Genomic DNA, 15,964 nt, shown 5'->3' on the forward strand with positions numbered 1-15,964 from the left:
ATACAATTGATGTATAGAGGAGTTTATAATAGTGGATTTAGAGCGATATTCTAGGCAAATTTTATATAAGCATATTGGCCAACAAGGCCAAGCTCAGATATTGAACAAACATGTATTGATCATAGGGATGGGCGCATTAGGAACACATTTAGCGGAAAGTTTAGTACGTACTGGTGTTGGTGAAATAACAATTGTAGATAGGGACTATATCGAGCCTAGTAATTTGCAACGACAGACATTGTTCACTGAACAGGATGCTATGTCATATATGCCTAAAGTAGTGGCCGCAAGTGAACACCTTAAAGCAATTCGGTCGGATATTGTGATTCATCAACACATCGATCATGTTGATGCGTATTTTTTAGAAACGAATGCAAAAAATATAGATTTGATTTTAGATGCTACAGATAACTTTGAGACACGACAGCTAATCAATGACTTTGCATATGCAAATAAAGTGCCGTGGATTTATGGGGGCGTGGTACAAAGTACATATGTTGAAGCTGCTTTTATACCCGGAGAAACACCATGCTTTAATTGCCTTGTTCCGAACATACCGACTATAAATATGACCTGTGATACAGTAGGCGTTATACAACCAGCGGTCACTATGACGACGAGTTTGCAGATGAAAGATGCTTTAAAGATTATGTTAACTTCCGAATTACCAACCAAATTAACTTATGGTGATTTATGGGAAGGTTCGCATCATTCATTTGGCTTTTCGAAAATGAGGCGCGCTACCTGTCCAACTTGTGGTGAAAGACCAACATATCCATATTTACATGCTAACAACCGCAATTTTGCAACGTTGTGTGGTAGAGATACTATACAATATCAAAATAGTGATATTACCCAGGAAATATTAGAGTCATTTTTAATAAAAAATCATATTAGCTATCAAAGCAATCCATATATGATACGGTTTAAATATAACGGGCATCAAATAGTGAGCTTTAAGGGTGGTCGTATGCTCATTCATGGAATGACAAATCCAAACGATGCGAAAACCCTCATTAATCAGCTGTTCGGCTAACATAGGAGGAATAGGCTTATGCATACAAATGTAAAGTTAAATAGGGTAATTAAATGCGGTGTATTAACAGTATCGGATACGAGAAATTATGATACAGATAAAGGTGGAAAATTAGTTCAAATATTGCTAAGTGAAATAGATGTAACGATTCCTACAAATAGTTACAAAATTGTCAAAGATGACAAAAATGCTATAGCGACACAAATAGAGGACTGGTTGGACAATGATTTAGACGTTATCGTGATTACGGGTGGGACAGGAATTGCACAAAGAGATGTAACAATTGAAGCTGTTGCACCTTATATCACGAAGGAAATTGAAGGTTTTGGAGAATTATTTAGGTATCTAAGTTATACCAAAGATGTCGGTACGAGAGCGATGTTATCAAGGGCGATTGCCGGAACACATAAGGACAAGTTGATTTTTTGCTTGCCGGGTTCTACTGGAGCTGTGAAATTGGCCATCGAGGAACTAATCAAACCTGAACTCACTCATTTAATTAAAGAAGTGACGAAATAAAATACCCCGATTAATATTGTCGGGGTATAAATATTTATATTAAGTTATTGATTACGTTGAAAGTCACCGGACTTACCACCTGTCTTGGTTAACAAGTAAGTTTCACCAATAACCATAGCTTTGTCTAGCGCTTTAGTCATATCATAAATCGTTAAAGCCGCTACAGAGGCAGCAGTGAGTGCTTCCATTTCTACGCCAGTTTTACCAGTAGTAGAAACGGTAGCTTGAATATTTAATGTATAATCTGCTTGGTTTTTTTGCCAATCAAATTGAATATCGATGCCAGTCAAAGGTAGAGGATGACACATCGGAATGATAGTTGAAGTTTGTTTTGCTGCCATGACACCTGCGATTTGTGCAGTGTTTAAGACATTCCCTTTATCGTTCGTGTGTTCTACAATTTGTGTATAGATTGCTTCGTTTACTGTGATACTAGAGTGTGCGGTAGCAGTACGTTTTGTAATTGTTTTGTCTGATACGTCTACCATTCTAGCATTACCTTGTTCGTTTATATGTGTAAATTGAGACACTGTTATCCCTCCTAAACATTTTTAGTATACCATGAAATTATAAAGTATAAGGAGTAGATTGTATGCCAGTAGAAAAAAGAACGCCTATCCCTGTTCGTGAGGCGATAGAGCGCATTGTTAATGAGGATATTATAATGGATATCAAAACAGTAGATTTAACTGAAAGCTTGGATTATATACTTGCAAAAGATATTGTTGCTACATACGATATACCGAGGTTCGACAAATCTCCTTACGATGGTTTTGCAATTAGAAGTAAAGACACAATTGAGGCATCAGGTGATTATAGAGTTGATTTTAAAGTGATAGATCATATTGGGGCCGGATCAGTATCTAACGTAACGGTAGGAGAGTATGAAGCTGTACGTATAATGACTGGTGCAGCTATTCCAAAGGGTGCAGACGCCGTTGTTATGTTAGAACAAACTAAGGAGCATGCGTCTGGATTTACGATTCGTAAGCATTTTTCTCCATTAGAAAATATTTCTTTAAAGGGAGAGGAAACGAAGACTGGTGATATTGTCTTACAACAAGGTCAACGTATCAATGCCGGCGCAATCGCAGTACTAGCAACGTATGGTTATACAGAGGTGTCTGTTTATAATAAACCGAGTGTGGCAATTATTGCTACAGGTAGTGAATTGTTAGATGTAGCGGATGAACTAGAGCCAGGTAAGATTAGAAATTCAAATGGTCCAATGATAAGTGCATTGTCACAAAGTCTTGGCTTAACAATAGAAACGTATAAAATTCAACAGGATGATTTAGACACAAGTATCAAAACCGTTTCAACTGCCTTGAAGGAGCACGATATTATTATCACTACGGGCGGTGTATCTGTGGGTGATTTCGATTATTTACCTCAGATTTATGAATATTTAAATGCGAATGTTCTATTTAACAAAGTTGCAATGAGACCCGGTAGTGTAACAACTGTTGCAGTAGCCGAAGGAAAATACTTATTCGGCCTCTCAGGGAACCCATCCGCTTGTTATACAGGCTTTGAATTATTTGTAAGGACAGCCGTTTTGAAGATGACGGGGGCACAAGCTGTTTATCCTCAAGTTGTACAAGCAACATTGATGGAGGATTTCACAAAAGCAAATCCATTCACACGATTTATACGCGCGATTACGACATTCGATGGAAATCAAATGACAGTTACGCCTTCAGGATTTAATAAATCTGGTGCTGTTGTTGCAATTGCGCATAGTAACGCAATGATTATGTTACCAGGAGGAACAAGAGGTTACCAAAAAGGTTTTACTGTTGATGTCTTATTGACGGAAACGAATAGTAGAGAGCATGATTTAACATTATGATATTACAAATAGTTGGATATAAAAAATCAGGTAAGACAACATTGATGGCTCATACAATTAAACAGTTAAAGTTAAACAATTATAAAGTTGCAACAATTAAACATCATGGTGATGTATGTAATGATCAAGTACAGGATATAGAACTACAAAACGCCGATGTAGACCATATGAAACACTTTAAAGCAGGTGCAGACCAAAGTATTGTTCAAGGTTTAAATTATCAACAATCGGTAAGTCGAAGTCCTAAGCAAACTTTAACTGAAATTATTCAAAAATCTGTTACAATAGACACTAACATTATATTGGTAGAGGGATATAAAGATGCAGATTTTTCTAAAGTATTAGTCTATAAAGATAAAGAAGAATTAAAGCAATTGAATCATTTATCAAATATTAAATACCGTATCAATTTACATGAACAAAATGCTTTAGATCGATACAATCAGTGGTTATTAGCTTTTATACAAGAAGGAATGAAATAGAATGAAGCAATTCGAAATTGTAACTCAACCTATTAAGACAGAACAATATCGTGACTTTGTATTAAATGAAAATCAAGGTGCTGTCGTTGTATTTACGGGCCATGTTCGTGAATGGACGAAAGGTATTAAAACTGAATATCTTGAATATGAAGCGTACATACCGATGGCAGAGAAAAAATTAAAACAAATCGGTGACGAAATTGAACAACAATGGCCTGGAACTAATACGGCGATTGTGCATAGAATTGGCCCTTTAAACATTTCAGACATTGCAGTGTTAATTAGCGTATCTTCACCACATAGGAAAGATGCATATGAAGCTAATGAGTATGCTATTGAACGAATTAAAGCTATTGTTCCGATTTGGAAGAAAGAGATTTGGGAAGATGGTTCAAAATGGCAAGGCGATCAACGTGGGAATTATCAAGATGTAATTGAAAGGGGTTAAACTGATGAGAGTGCTCTATTTTGCAGAAATAAAGGAGCTTTTAAATAAAGACTCTGAAGAAATTGATTTAAGTTATGATATAACTGTTGAATCGTTTGTACAACATATAATAGAACGTTATCCATCAATAGCTAATATAAAGTTTCAAATCGCAGTAAATGAAGAATTTGTAAAAGATGACGACATTGTACGTTCAAATGATACAGTCGCATTAATTCCACCAGTTAGCGGAGGTTAAGAGAGAGATGAAAGCAATAATACTTGCCGGAGGACAATCAGAAAGATTCGGTGAACCTAAAGCTTTTGCAAAGATAGATTCACAATCATTTTATCAAAGAATTATCGATGTATTGGAAGCGACTAATATGTTTAATCAAATAATTATCAGTACGAATGAAACGCTTAGGAGTCAGTTTGATTATCCACACATCGTAGTTGATGAAACAAAGCATAAAAATAAAGGCCCTTTGGCAGGTATTCATGCTGTGATGAAAACATATCGAGATGAGGAATTATTTTTCGTAATCTCAGTTGATACGCCAATGATTACTCAAAAAGCAATTAGCAAACTATATCAATTTATGGTTGAACATCTAATAGAGGATCAACTGGATATTGCTGGATTTAAGGAAGAAAATTATCCAATTCCTACGATGGCTTTTTATCATCCACGCACATTTGAACATATTGAAGCGGCATTAGCTTCTGATGATTATAGTTTAAAGCATGTATATAAACGAGTTGTTTCTGACTGGTTGGATGTTAAAAAGATTAATTCTACAGATTATTGGTATAAAAATATAAACTATCAACAAGATTTGGACTCTTTAAAATTTCGTATACTGAATAGGTAAGGAGGCCTATAAATATGGTTGAACAAATCACTGATAAACTCGGTCGTCCCATTCGAGATTTAAGGTTGTCAGTTACTGACCGTTGTAATTTTAGATGTGATTACTGCATGCCAAAAGAAATATTTGGTGATGATTTTGTGTTTTTACCTAAGGATGAACTATTAACTTTCGATGAAATGGTACGAATTGCATCACTTTATACAAAATTAGGTGTGAAAAAAATTAGAATCACAGGTGGTGAGCCACTGTTAAGACGTGATTTGTATAAATTAATAGCTAAACTTATGGAAATTGATGGCATAGAAGATATTGGTTTGACTACCAATGGTTTATTATTAAAAAAACACGGATTAAACTTATACAATGCAGGGTTAAGACGACTAAATATCAGTTTAGATGCGATTGACGATAAAGTATTCCAAAGTATAAATAATAGAAATATTAAAGCATCAACTATTTTGGAACAAATTGATTATGCAATTTCAATAGGATTCAAAATTAAGGTGAATGTGGTTATTCAAAAAGGAGTTAATGATGATCAAATTCTACCGATGATTGATTATTTTAAACAACGAAACATTGAAATTAGATTTATAGAGTTTATGGATGTTGGTAATGACAATGGTTGGGACTTTAGTAAGGTAGTGACCAAAGATGAAATGTTAGCGATGATTAACCATGAATTCGATATAGAACCTGTAGAACCCAAATACTATGGGGAAGTAGCGAAATATTATAAACACAAGGATAATGGTGTCCAATTTGGTTTAATTACAAGTGTATCGCAATCATTTTGTAGTTCATGTACAAGGGCAAGACTTTCCTCTGATGGTAAATTTTATGGTTGCTTGTTCAGTGAAGTAGATGGCTTTGATGTGAAATCACTTATGCGCTCAGGTGCTTCAAATCAGGTATTGTTAGAGCAATTTAAATCATTATGGAAATTACGAGATAACCGTTATTCAGATGAACGCACTGAACAAACAGTTGCTAATCGTAAGCGGAATAAAATAAATATGAATTATATCGGAGGTTGACTAATAATCAATCTCCGATATAATCACGATAAATATTGAATTGGTAAAATAAGATTATAACTTAAATAAGGAACATCTCATGAAACGCGAGATGTTCCATTTTATTTTTATGGATTACTTATTAAATAGTGATTTTAAAAAGTAAATAATATGTAAATGAGTGATTAGTATTGTTCTATTCACCTATTATATTGATAGACATTAAAATTAAAGAATCCTAAGAATATATGTATACATAATTTGTAATAGTTTATCATAAAATTTAAAGATTTTAAGTAATACAAAAATATTGTGATATGAATAACAGGGTATATAAATAGAATCCAATAGTAGAATTTAATTATTTGTTTGAATTAAAATAATAGATTTATTGAAGAAAGTGTTATATAATATTTAAAAAGCTTATTCATTAAAATCAGCCAATAATACAACTAGAGTAGACAATGAGGAGGCACTTATTATGGAAAGTAAAGTATCCTATTTTATAACTTCTGAAAGGGCGTTAAGTCAATTAAAACACTGGCTAAAGTCGGTGCATGGCTTGTCTATTGAGGAATTTGTAGTGTTATATAAAGTTTATGAGGCTACAAAAATCAGTGGTAAGGAGTTACGAGATACATTACATTTTGAAATGTTATGGGACACAAGTAAAATTGATGTGATTATTAGAAAGATTTATAAGAAAGAATTATTATCAAAAGTACGTTCTGAGACAGATGAGCGTCAAGTATTCTATTATTATAATGAGCCGCAACATGAGGCATTACATGAGATCATTAAAGAAATTGAACATATCAATATTCCATAATAGGGATAATTGAAATGTATCACTTTAAATTAAAGTCATTCACTTTATATGCGGGATATATTGTGGATTAAAATAAAAAACAGATTATGACAATGATAATGTCATAATCTGTTTTTTTTTACATAAAACTAAAAGGATTGCATCGCTTTAACTTTTCTTCCATGTACCAAGTAGTAAATGAATAATGTAATGGCTACAATCACAGCCATAATGCCATAAAGTTGAGCATAAGTTACGGACGATGTAGCAAAACCAAGTACATAAGGACCAAAACCAAGACCTAAATCCAAACCAATAAAGTAAGTCGATGTAGCAATGCCGTATTTGGTTGGTGGTGATACTTTAATAGCAATGGCTTGCATACAAGATGAAATATTACCGTATCCAGCACCTAATAACAGTCCAGCTAAAATTAACATCCATCCACTATGAGTTAAACTAAGTACTAAGAATGTAAAGAATAAAAATATAAATGCTGGATAAGCAATGACATTTTCACCTTTTTGGTCCATTAAACGACCCGCAATAGGTCTCGTAATTAGAGAGGCAATTGCATAAAATATAAAGAAATAACTAGCCAGTGAAACTAAATTGATTTCTTTTGCGAAAAATTGTAGGAACGTCAATATAGATGAATAAGTTAAACCAGAAATCAACATAATAATAGCAACTGGTACTGCTTCTTTTGCAATATAATTACTAATGTTGAATTTTTTACGATTTGTACTAGATGTAGTGTTTGCGCTATCTTCTGGTGTGATTTCAAATTTTAAATTAACAAAAAATGAAATTACAAAACTTACAATCCCACAGATTAAACAGATTAAAAATAATAATTTAATAGGAAAGCTGTTTATTAAAAGTAAACCGAAGAATGGACCAATAGCAGCACCAATAACTAAACTTAAAGAGAATAGGCTGATACCTTCACTTTTTCTTTCAGAAGGTGTGACATAAGCGGCAATAGTACCTGTCGCAGTAGTTGTAATACCGGTAGCGATACCGTTAATTAATCTTGTGAACATTAAGAATGAAAGTGAGCCTTCTATAAAATAACAAAGCTGAGTAATAAGTAAAAACGCAAGCCCTATAAGTAAAATACGTTTAGGTCCTATTTTATTGACATATTTTCCTGTGGCAAAACGTCCTATAAGCGATCCAATGATAAATAACCCTGATACAAGACCAGCAACACTATCTGAAGCGTGATATTGTTCTTTAGTATAACTAGCCACAATAACGATAAGTAAATACATACATAAGTAGACTAAAAAGTTAGTAATAAAGTTGATATTAAAGCTTTTTGTCCAAATTGGTGTTTTTAAATTTGAACTATGAGACATTTTAAGATTCCTCCATTTTATTGATTTGTTCGTGAATGAGACGAATTGTATGATATGTTTCGGAAAGTTGTTCTAGTGAGATACCAGCGTCTTTGACAATTTCATCTTGAATACCTTCAATACGAGTATTCATTTGTGAAAATAGTAATTCACCCTCATTTGATAAAGACAGTATCTTTTCTCGTTTATCCTGTCCTTGTTCGATAGTGAGCAAAGATTTTTCAGAGAGTGCTTTAAGGATTTTTCGTGTTGTTGGCTTTTCAATTGCTCGTCGTTTAGAAATTTGGACCAATGTTGTTGGTGTGTTTTGAGCTATATCTTTTAGTACAAGCCATTGTGCAGGAAAGAGTTCAAATTCATCAAATACAGGTTGAAATAATTTTATATAAGGTCTATATACCCCAGTTAATTGATTAAATAGTAATTTTGTATCCATAAGATCCTCTCCTAATAGTTAGCTTAGCTAACTTTTTATAACAAATAATATTGTATACCTATTTTTAAAATAAAGCAACACTCGATTATTCAATCTAGAAGAAGGGTAATTGATTAGAAATAAAGATTACGTGAAATTAAAGCATTGATTTATATTGTTCTGACGAGTAATGAAAGAGAGAATTTGTTAAAATTAATAAGATATTAAAATGTAAGGGGATTGTTTATGAGGGAATTGAAACTAGACCATATTATTCATTATATACAGCAACTTGATGACTTTAAATTTCCTGGACATATTTTAAAATTAAATCCAGGTGGCCAACACGATCGTTTAGGTACATTTAATCGATTAGCGTATCTCGATAATACATATATTGAGTTGTTAGATGTTTATAAGCCGGAAGTTTTACAAAAAGTAATAAAAACTGAAGAAGGGCGTGTTGCATTCCCCTCAAAAATTGTGCAAGATGACTATAAACAAGGTTTGAAAACAATCGCATTTAGTACATCTGATATTGATAAAGTGAAAGAAACGCTAGAAAAGAAGCACGTCGAAGTGATTGGACCAGTAAATATGCAACGAGAGAATAAAAAAGGGAATAAAACATCATGGAGGCTATTATATATTGCAGATCCTGATTATAGAGTGAAACCACCATTCTTTATTCAATGGGATGATCCAGATGAAGTTAGGAATAAAAAGATTGAACCCTTTAAGCAAAAGGAATTTTTAGTTAAATGGATGATTATTAATAGTACTGAGCGCACACATACTGTTGAAAAATGGCAAAAATGGTTTGATATGACGATTGTAAATGAGACGAGTACGTATACCGATTTGAAATTGGACCAAGATGCCATTATTTATAGAATATGTGATGCTGATCATTCGGGATATAAAACGATACAATTAACAGATAAAAAGACAACTTCTTCGTATACGTTAATTATTAGAGGTGCTAATTATCAATTTGAAGCGAATTAATAAATATACATGTATACGCTATGTGCTATAAAGCAAATATGAATAAGTGATATGATTAATGTAATGAATGTTAGTAAGGTAATGTATTTATTAACTCTTAGCAACAAAAGAAAAATAGAAAGAACGAACGTTAAAAATGCTAATATAATTCTTAAACTTAAGAAAGAAACGGTTAGTGACTGAGTTACATCGTGAAAAATAAAAATAATATTAATGATTAGCAATAAACTTAAAATAATAATACGCATAGTTTATACCTCTTTTTTAATTTTTAATATAGTATAGCAAATGAATGGTAAATATGTGAAAGAATGTTTGAAGCAATGTATAATACTTAATGTACTGTAATGATAAAGGAGACATCAGTTTTATGGAAAAGATGAATATCACAAATCAAGAACATGATGCATTTGTAAAATCGCATCCCCAAGGTGATTTATTACAATTGACAAAATGGGCAGAAACAAAACGACTAACGGGTTGGTATTCAAAACGAGTCGCAGTTGGGGAAGCTGGACAAATCGTTGGAGTAGCACAACTTTTATTTAAGAAAGTGCCTAAACTACCTTATACTTTATGTTATATTTCTAGAGGTTTTGTAACAGATTACAGCAATAAACTTGCTTTAGAATCACTTCTAGAATACACGATGCAAATTGCAAAAGAAGAAAAGGCTTATGCCATAAAAATTGATCCAGATGTTGAAGTTGAACATGGAACAGATGCATTAACAAATTTAAAAGCGTTAGGTTTTAAACATAAAGGATTCAAAGAAGGTTTATCAAAAGATTATATACAACCACGAATGACGATGATTACACCGATTGATAAAACTGATGAAGAATTGATTCAAAGTTTTGAAAGAAGAAATCGTTCTAAAGTAAGATTAGCACTTAAACGTGGGACTACAGTAGAACGATCAAATCGTGAAGGATTAAAAACATTCAGTAATTTAATGAAAATTACTGGTGAACGCGATGGGTTTTTAACACGTGATATCAGTTACTTTGAAAATATCTATGATGCTTTACATCCTGATGGTGATGCTGAATTATTTCTTGTGAAATTGGAACCCAAACCAGTATTAAAAGATTTACGTAAAGATTTAGCAGATTTAGAAGCTGAGAAGTTAAAATTAGCAGAAAAGAAACAAGATAAGAAAACATTAAATAAAATCAACGATGTTGAAAATAAAATGACAAAAACGAATGAATTAATTGAAGAAATGGAAGCTTTAGAAGCGAAGCATCCAGATGGTATATACTTATCAGGTGCATTACTTATGTTTGCTGGTAAGAAATCATATTACTTATATGGTGCATCTTCAAATGATTACAGAGATTTTTTACCAAATCACCATATGCAATTTTCTATGATGCAATATGCTAGAGAACACGGTGCAACAACATATGATTTTGGTGGAACAGACAATAATCCGGATAAAGATTCATCACATTATGGTTTATGGACTTTTAAAAAGGTATGGGGAACATACTTAAGTGAAAAAGTTGGTGAATTTGATTATGTGCTAAACAAGCCATTGTATCAAGTGATTGAAAATGTAAAACCGAAGTTAACAAAAGCTAAAATTAATATATCTAGAAAACTAAAAAGAAAATAGTAAAGAAAATATCTAGTCATTATCCCTGACGTGTTAAATTCAAGTTTATTATTAGCATGGTGAAATTACATGCTAAATTTGAGTTTAACTGTAACGTTAGGGATTTTTAATTTTTCTTAATCATTTAATAAAAGCAAATGAATTTGACACTAATAATCATAATTATAAAATAATTCAATAAAGCTATATTGTACAATTTGAAATTGTGGTAAATTGATGTTGTTAGGGAAATTGAGAGGAGATATGGGAATGATAAAGAGAATGCTACAATTCTCGTTAGGGAATAAATTTGCAATTTTTTTAATGGTATTATTAGTTATATTAGGTGGAATATACTCAAGTTTTAAAATGAAATTAGAATTACTGCCAGACGTTGAAACACCAATGATAACTGTTCAAACAACGATGCCTGGTGCTACACCGAACACTACAAAAACTGAGATAAGTGATAAAATTGATGAGCAAATTCGATCAATGGCCGATGTTAAAAATGTAAGTGCTCAGTCAATTCAAAATGCATCAATAGTGTCTGTAGAGTATAGAGAAGGCACAAATTTAGACAACGCAGAAAATAAGCTGAAAAAAGAATTAGATAAAATTAAATTTAGTGAAAATATTGAAGAACCAGAATTGAAGCGTAGTACTATGAACGCTTTTCCAATCGTTGCATATTCATTTACATCAAATAATGACGATTTAAAAAAGACAACTCAAAAATTAGAAAAACAATTATTGCCAAAGTTACAGACAATCGATGGTGTGCAAAACGCACAACTCAATGGACAAACTTCACGTGAAGTTTCTATACAATTTAAACAAAAGGCATTAGAAAAAAATGGTTTAACTGTAGATAGCGCACAGCAATACATAAAAAATGCTACAAGTGAAACACCATTGGGATTATTCCAGTTTAATAATAAAGAAAAATCAGTAGTGATTGATGGTCAATTTAGTTCTGTAGAGGGCCTACGTAATTTGGAAATTCCCTTATCCGCATCAGGGACATCGTCAGCTGGAAACAGTGGTCAACAAGGGACAACATCACAACAATCAGAAAATGAAGGAAGTGGAATGTCTAGCACTTCTGGAATGAAACAAACGAGTCAAATGTCATCTGTTAAGTTGGCTGATGTTGCTAATGTAACAATTGGAGACGAAAGAAAATCTATTTCAAAAACGAATGGTAATGATGCAATCAATGTACAAATCATCAAAGCACAGGATGCGAACACTGTACAAGTTGCCAAAGATACAAAAAGAGAAATAGATCAATTTGTTAAAGAAAATCCAGATTTAAAAGATACCAAAGTTATGGATACGGCTAAACCAATTGAAGACGCTATAAATACAATGATAGAAAAAGCAATATTGGGTACAATTTTTGCGATTATTATTATTTTACTGTTTTTAAAAAATATTAGAACAACGGCAATTTCTATTGTGTCTATCCCAATGTCGATATTAATAGCTATGATTGCGCTAAAGCTTTGTGATGTTTCATTAAATATATTAACATTAGGTGCATTAACGGTCGCAATAGGACGTGTGATTGACGATTCGATTGTAGTAGTGGAAAACATCTATCGAAGACTATCAGATAGAGGAGAAACACTTAGGGGTGATAATTTAATTATTGACGCTACTAAAGAAGTGTTTAAACCAATTATGTCATCTACGATTGTTACAATAATCGTCTTTTTACCACTGGCATTTGTATCAGGCTCAGTAGGACAAATGTTTAGACCATTTGCATTAGCAATTGCATTTAGTTTGCTTGCATCTTTATTAGTTTCTATAACAATTGTACCAGCGTTAAGTGCTAGTTTATTTAAAAATGGAATAAAGCAACAGAAAGCAGAAAAATTAGGCTTTATAAGTAAACAATATAAAAAAATATTACATTGGTCACTTAATCATAAATGGATTGTGTTGATACTAAGTACATTGTTACTTGTCTTAAGTATTGGACTTGGTGCTGCTAAATTAGGCACAAGTTTTATTTCTACAGGTGAAGATAAATACATGGCATTAACATATACACCGAAACCAGGAGAGACAAAGCAAAGTGTTTTAAGGCATGCAGAAAAAGTACAAGACTATTTAAATAAAAAAGATAAAGTCAGAACTGTACAATATTCTGTAGGTGGAGAAACCCCGACAGATCCAACAGGAAGTTCAAATAGTTTAGCTTTAATGGTTGAATATGATTCGAATACTCCGAATTTCGATAAAGAACCGGATAAAGTATTGAAACATATTAAGCATTATCACCATCCAGGCGAATGGTCTAATCAAGACATGGGCACGGGTGGATCAAATAATAAATTAGAAATCACAGTAACAGGCCCATCACTAGAAGCGATTAAAGGAACTGTTAAATCCATTGAACACGAAATGGAACATACAAAAGGTCTAGCGAATGTGAAATCAGATTTAACTGAAACATATGAACAATACAATGTAAAAGTTAATCAAAATAAAGCGAGTGATAATGGCTTATCAGCATCACAAGTTGCGATGACATTAAGTCAAAACACACCAGAACAGTCCGTTACTAAGGTTAAAGAAGACGGTAAATCAATCGATGTGAAAGTGAAAAAAGAAAAAGAAACACATTGGACAAAAGAAAAATTAGAAAATACAAAATTACAAGCACCTACAGGAAAATCAATTCGCTTAAGTGACATTGCAAAATTAGAAAAATCATCCACACCGAATAAAATAGAAACCAAAGCAGGGGACTATACCACAAAAGTTTCTGCTAAAGTCACACAAAATGATGTTGGTTCTGTATCGAAAAATGTACTTACTAAAGTAGATAAACTAGACAAACCACATAATGTGAAGGCAAGCGTTGGTGGTGCAAATGAAGATATTTCTAATGCAATTGTACAACTTTCTGTTGCCATGTTAGCGGCGATTATTATTGTTTATTTAGTACTTGTATTAACATTTAAAGGTGGTTTAGCTCCATTTGCAATACTATTTTCATTACCTTACACGATTATTGGTGTTGTGATCGCACTTGTTATTTCGGGAGAAACAATATCTGTACCGAGTATGATAGGTATGTTAATGTTAATCGGTATTGTAGTGACCAATGCAATCGTACTCATTGATAGAGTTATTAATAAAGAGAAACAAGGATTAGATATGCAATCTGCTTTACAAGAAGCAGGGGTGACACGTATAAGACCGATATTGATGACTGCTCTAGCAACAATAGCAGCACTTTTACCTATGTTATTTGGGGAAAATAGTTCCATTTTAATTTCAAAAGCTATGGCTGCAACGGTAATTGGCGGGCTTATATCATCAACAATATTGACATTAATCGTGGTTCCAGTAATTTATGAAGTATTATTCACATTGAAAAGTAAGTTGTTTAAACGTAAAAATAAAACATCAAAATAAAACATCAAAATAAAATATAATTATAAAAAATAAGTCTGGGGAAATATAAATCCTAGAAAAACAACCAGTAAATGAGCTTTTAAATGTCTACTTTGAAGGGATTATATCACTCATTTACTGGTCTTTTATTTATTGTTTGATTGTTTGCTTAGGATACTTTTTAGCCTTAGTCTTCGACTGACATTACTTCCTTAGAAAGTATCGTCAAATTATTTCGCAAATGTATGTGTTTTTACATTAAAATAATACGAAACGCACTTACTTTCTCTATATTAATAAAGTTATTGTACCGATTCTGTACGTATTACATTAGGGGGAGAATAGTAAGAGTGAGGGACTACAGGATCGAGCCATACTCCAGGGGAAACATGTACGGTCAAAATCGTAAAATTTTAAATATAAAAAGAGAGCAAATCTATTACGGATTTGCTCTCTTATTTTTGAGAATGGCAATTTATATCCAGTCTCATTTTATAAATCATGTAAGTACTAATAAAGTACAAGAGTTAAGATAATATAAATAATCAATAGACCTACGCTAATCATATTTAATATTTGTACTGCTTTTTTATCTTGTTTGATATGTTTAAACGCTGTGATTTCAACATTACCAACAATTAGTAAGAGTATAATAAATACCCACCAGTTTACAGCTGGGAAAGATAATGTTGTGATAGCAACTACAAATAATAATAAGAGAGCCATAATTATACGCAATATACGTGTAATTATCGTATCCATTTTAAAAATACTTATGTAACTAACTATTAAATATAGTACGGGTAAAAATATTAGATAGAGTTGCATTAAAGAACATCCTTTCTATAATTCGCTCTTAATCTTAGCATGTAAAAAATAGATTTACTAGGATATTATTTATGTTCTTTTTGACTAATTTCTGAACGTATAGTAGCAATTTCTTGTTCTATTTCTTCCAATTGCTTCAATAGGGGATCTGTTTGCTGATTTACAGACTCTCTCTTTTCTAGGTCACCTTGTAATCTTACATAATCATGCTTGAGCTCAATTAATTTTTGGTTTAAGTCCATATATATGTGCTCCTTTATGTTTAAATAAATAAAATTTTAAATTCATAGTTAGTATAACATGAAACTGAAAGCTTCTAA

At 32.3% G+C, this 15,964-nt stretch carries 17 protein-coding genes; 12 read left to right on the plus strand and 5 right to left on the minus strand.

From position 1 onward, the window contains the following. The first annotated feature begins 31 nt into the window (after positions 1-31). Positions 32-1,036, plus strand: coding sequence for a ThiF family adenylyltransferase (locus tag MHZ36_RS03075; protein WP_239229549.1), 1,005 nt, complete (start codon positions 32-34; stop codon positions 1,034-1,036). A gap of 18 nt (positions 1,037-1,054) precedes the next feature. Further along, entirely contained in the window at positions 1,055-1,555 is a 501-nt protein-coding gene (locus MHZ36_RS03080; protein WP_239229551.1) for a MogA/MoaB family molybdenum cofactor biosynthesis protein, read from the plus strand. Between the two features lie 44 nt (positions 1,556-1,599). Here MHZ36_RS03080 and moaC read toward each other — a convergent pair whose 3' ends face one another. Further along, positions 1,600-2,085: a cyclic pyranopterin monophosphate synthase MoaC gene (moaC, locus tag MHZ36_RS03085; RefSeq protein WP_239229552.1), complete on the minus strand. Its 486-nt coding sequence runs from the start codon at positions 2,083-2,085 to the stop codon at positions 1,600-1,602. A gap of 62 nt (positions 2,086-2,147) precedes the next feature. On the opposite strand from moaC, the gene MHZ36_RS03090 reads away from it, so the two are divergent. The 7 genes from MHZ36_RS03090 to MHZ36_RS03120 all read left to right on the plus strand — a co-directional run bounded on the left by MHZ36_RS03090 (position 2,148) and on the right by MHZ36_RS03120 (position 7,036). Next, entirely contained in the window at positions 2,148-3,407 is a 1,260-nt protein-coding gene (locus tag MHZ36_RS03090; protein ID WP_239229553.1) for a molybdopterin molybdotransferase MoeA, read from the plus strand. Beyond that, entirely contained in the window at positions 3,404-3,889 is a 486-nt protein-coding gene (gene mobB / locus MHZ36_RS03095; RefSeq protein WP_239229554.1) for a molybdopterin-guanine dinucleotide biosynthesis protein B, read from the plus strand. Before MHZ36_RS03090 ends, mobB begins: the two co-directional genes overlap by 4 nt. 1 nt (position 3,890) lies before the next feature. Beyond that, entirely contained in the window at positions 3,891-4,337 is a 447-nt protein-coding gene (locus MHZ36_RS03100) for a molybdenum cofactor biosynthesis protein MoaE (RefSeq protein ID WP_239229555.1), read from the plus strand. A 4-nt stretch (positions 4,338-4,341) separates the two neighbouring features. Next, positions 4,342-4,575: a molybdopterin converting factor subunit 1 gene (gene moaD / locus MHZ36_RS03105; RefSeq protein ID WP_239229556.1), complete on the plus strand. Its 234-nt coding sequence runs from the start codon at positions 4,342-4,344 to the stop codon at positions 4,573-4,575. 7 nt (positions 4,576-4,582) lie between these two features. Continuing rightward, entirely contained in the window at positions 4,583-5,191 is a 609-nt protein-coding gene (gene mobA / locus MHZ36_RS03110) for a molybdenum cofactor guanylyltransferase MobA (RefSeq protein WP_239229557.1), read from the plus strand. 14 nt (positions 5,192-5,205) lie between these two features. Continuing rightward, complete coding sequence (moaA, locus tag MHZ36_RS03115; RefSeq protein ID WP_239229558.1) at positions 5,206-6,228, plus strand: GTP 3',8-cyclase MoaA; 1,023 nt, start codon at positions 5,206-5,208, stop codon at positions 6,226-6,228. 460 nt (positions 6,229-6,688) lie between these two features. After that, the gene (locus tag MHZ36_RS03120; RefSeq protein WP_239229559.1) at positions 6,689-7,036 is read left to right on the plus strand and encodes a SarA family transcriptional regulator; all 348 of its coding nucleotides are present in this window, start codon (positions 6,689-6,691) and stop codon (positions 7,034-7,036) included. Positions 7,037-7,164: 128 nt separating this feature from the next. Here the strand turns inward: MHZ36_RS03120 and MHZ36_RS03125 are convergent, their stop codons facing one another. Further along, on the minus strand, positions 7,165-8,379 hold the full coding sequence (locus MHZ36_RS03125) for an MFS transporter (protein ID WP_239229561.1): 1,215 nt from the start codon (positions 8,377-8,379) through the stop codon (positions 7,165-7,167). Position 8,380: 1 nt separating this feature from the next. After that, the gene (locus MHZ36_RS03130; RefSeq protein ID WP_239229563.1) at positions 8,381-8,815 is read right to left on the minus strand and encodes a MarR family winged helix-turn-helix transcriptional regulator; all 435 of its coding nucleotides are present in this window, start codon (positions 8,813-8,815) and stop codon (positions 8,381-8,383) included. A 225-nt stretch (positions 8,816-9,040) separates the two neighbouring features. Here MHZ36_RS03130 and MHZ36_RS03135 point away from each other — a divergent pair, with 225 nt between their 5' ends. From MHZ36_RS03135 to MHZ36_RS03145, 3 genes are all read left to right on the plus strand, one after another. Further along, the gene (locus MHZ36_RS03135; protein WP_239229564.1) at positions 9,041-9,802 is read left to right on the plus strand and encodes a VOC family protein; all 762 of its coding nucleotides are present in this window, start codon (positions 9,041-9,043) and stop codon (positions 9,800-9,802) included. 370 nt (positions 9,803-10,172) lie between these two features. Continuing rightward, entirely contained in the window at positions 10,173-11,423 is a 1,251-nt protein-coding gene (locus MHZ36_RS03140) for a lipid II:glycine glycyltransferase FemX (protein ID WP_239229565.1), read from the plus strand. A 249-nt stretch (positions 11,424-11,672) separates the two neighbouring features. Continuing rightward, a complete protein-coding gene (locus tag MHZ36_RS03145; RefSeq protein ID WP_239229566.1) occupies positions 11,673-14,837 on the plus strand; it encodes an efflux RND transporter permease subunit in 3,165 nt (1,054 codons plus the stop codon). Between the two features lie 489 nt (positions 14,838-15,326). Here MHZ36_RS03145 and mspA read toward each other — a convergent pair whose 3' ends face one another. Next, entirely contained in the window at positions 15,327-15,644 is a 318-nt protein-coding gene (gene mspA, locus MHZ36_RS03150; protein WP_239229567.1) for a membrane stabilizing protein MspA, read from the minus strand. A gap of 65 nt (positions 15,645-15,709) precedes the next feature. Then, a complete protein-coding gene (locus MHZ36_RS03155; RefSeq protein ID WP_239229568.1) occupies positions 15,710-15,886 on the minus strand; it encodes an SE1832 family protein in 177 nt (58 codons plus the stop codon). Positions 15,887-15,964: the final 78 nt, after the last annotated feature.

This window comes from Staphylococcus sp. ACRSN, assembly GCF_022346615.1.
Taxonomy (GTDB): Bacteria; Bacillota; Bacilli; order Staphylococcales; family Staphylococcaceae; genus Staphylococcus.

What these genes read in the sequence shown, in the direction of transcription:
- MHZ36_RS03130 (WP_239229563.1), bottom strand. Translation starts at nt 8,815, where the DNA reads ATGGATACAAAATTACTATTTAATCAATTAACTGGGGTATATAGACCT.
- MHZ36_RS03100 (WP_239229555.1), top strand. Translation starts at nt 3,891, where the DNA reads ATGAAGCAATTCGAAATTGTAACTCAACCTATTAAGACAGAACAATAT.
- moaA (WP_239229558.1), top strand. Translation starts at nt 5,206, where the DNA reads ATGGTTGAACAAATCACTGATAAACTCGGTCGTCCCATTCGAGATTTA.
- MHZ36_RS03155 (WP_239229568.1), bottom strand. Translation starts at nt 15,886, where the DNA reads ATGGACTTAAACCAAAAATTAATTGAGCTCAAGCATGATTATGTAAGA.
- MHZ36_RS03080 (WP_239229551.1), top strand. Translation starts at nt 1,055, where the DNA reads ATGCATACAAATGTAAAGTTAAATAGGGTAATTAAATGCGGTGTATTA.
- MHZ36_RS03145 (WP_239229566.1), top strand. Translation starts at nt 11,673, where the DNA reads ATGATAAAGAGAATGCTACAATTCTCGTTAGGGAATAAATTTGCAATT.
- mobA (WP_239229557.1), top strand. Translation starts at nt 4,583, where the DNA reads ATGAAAGCAATAATACTTGCCGGAGGACAATCAGAAAGATTCGGTGAA.
- MHZ36_RS03125 (WP_239229561.1), bottom strand. Translation starts at nt 8,379, where the DNA reads ATGTCTCATAGTTCAAATTTAAAAACACCAATTTGGACAAAAAGCTTT.
- mspA (WP_239229567.1), bottom strand. Translation starts at nt 15,644, where the DNA reads ATGCAACTCTATCTAATATTTTTACCCGTACTATATTTAATAGTTAGT.
- moaD (WP_239229556.1), top strand. Translation starts at nt 4,342, where the DNA reads ATGAGAGTGCTCTATTTTGCAGAAATAAAGGAGCTTTTAAATAAAGAC.
- MHZ36_RS03140 (WP_239229565.1), top strand. Translation starts at nt 10,173, where the DNA reads ATGGAAAAGATGAATATCACAAATCAAGAACATGATGCATTTGTAAAA.
- MHZ36_RS03090 (WP_239229553.1), top strand. Translation starts at nt 2,148, where the DNA reads ATGCCAGTAGAAAAAAGAACGCCTATCCCTGTTCGTGAGGCGATAGAG.
- MHZ36_RS03135 (WP_239229564.1), top strand. Translation starts at nt 9,041, where the DNA reads ATGAGGGAATTGAAACTAGACCATATTATTCATTATATACAGCAACTT.
- MHZ36_RS03120 (WP_239229559.1), top strand. Translation starts at nt 6,689, where the DNA reads ATGGAAAGTAAAGTATCCTATTTTATAACTTCTGAAAGGGCGTTAAGT.
- mobB (WP_239229554.1), top strand. Translation starts at nt 3,404, where the DNA reads ATGATATTACAAATAGTTGGATATAAAAAATCAGGTAAGACAACATTG.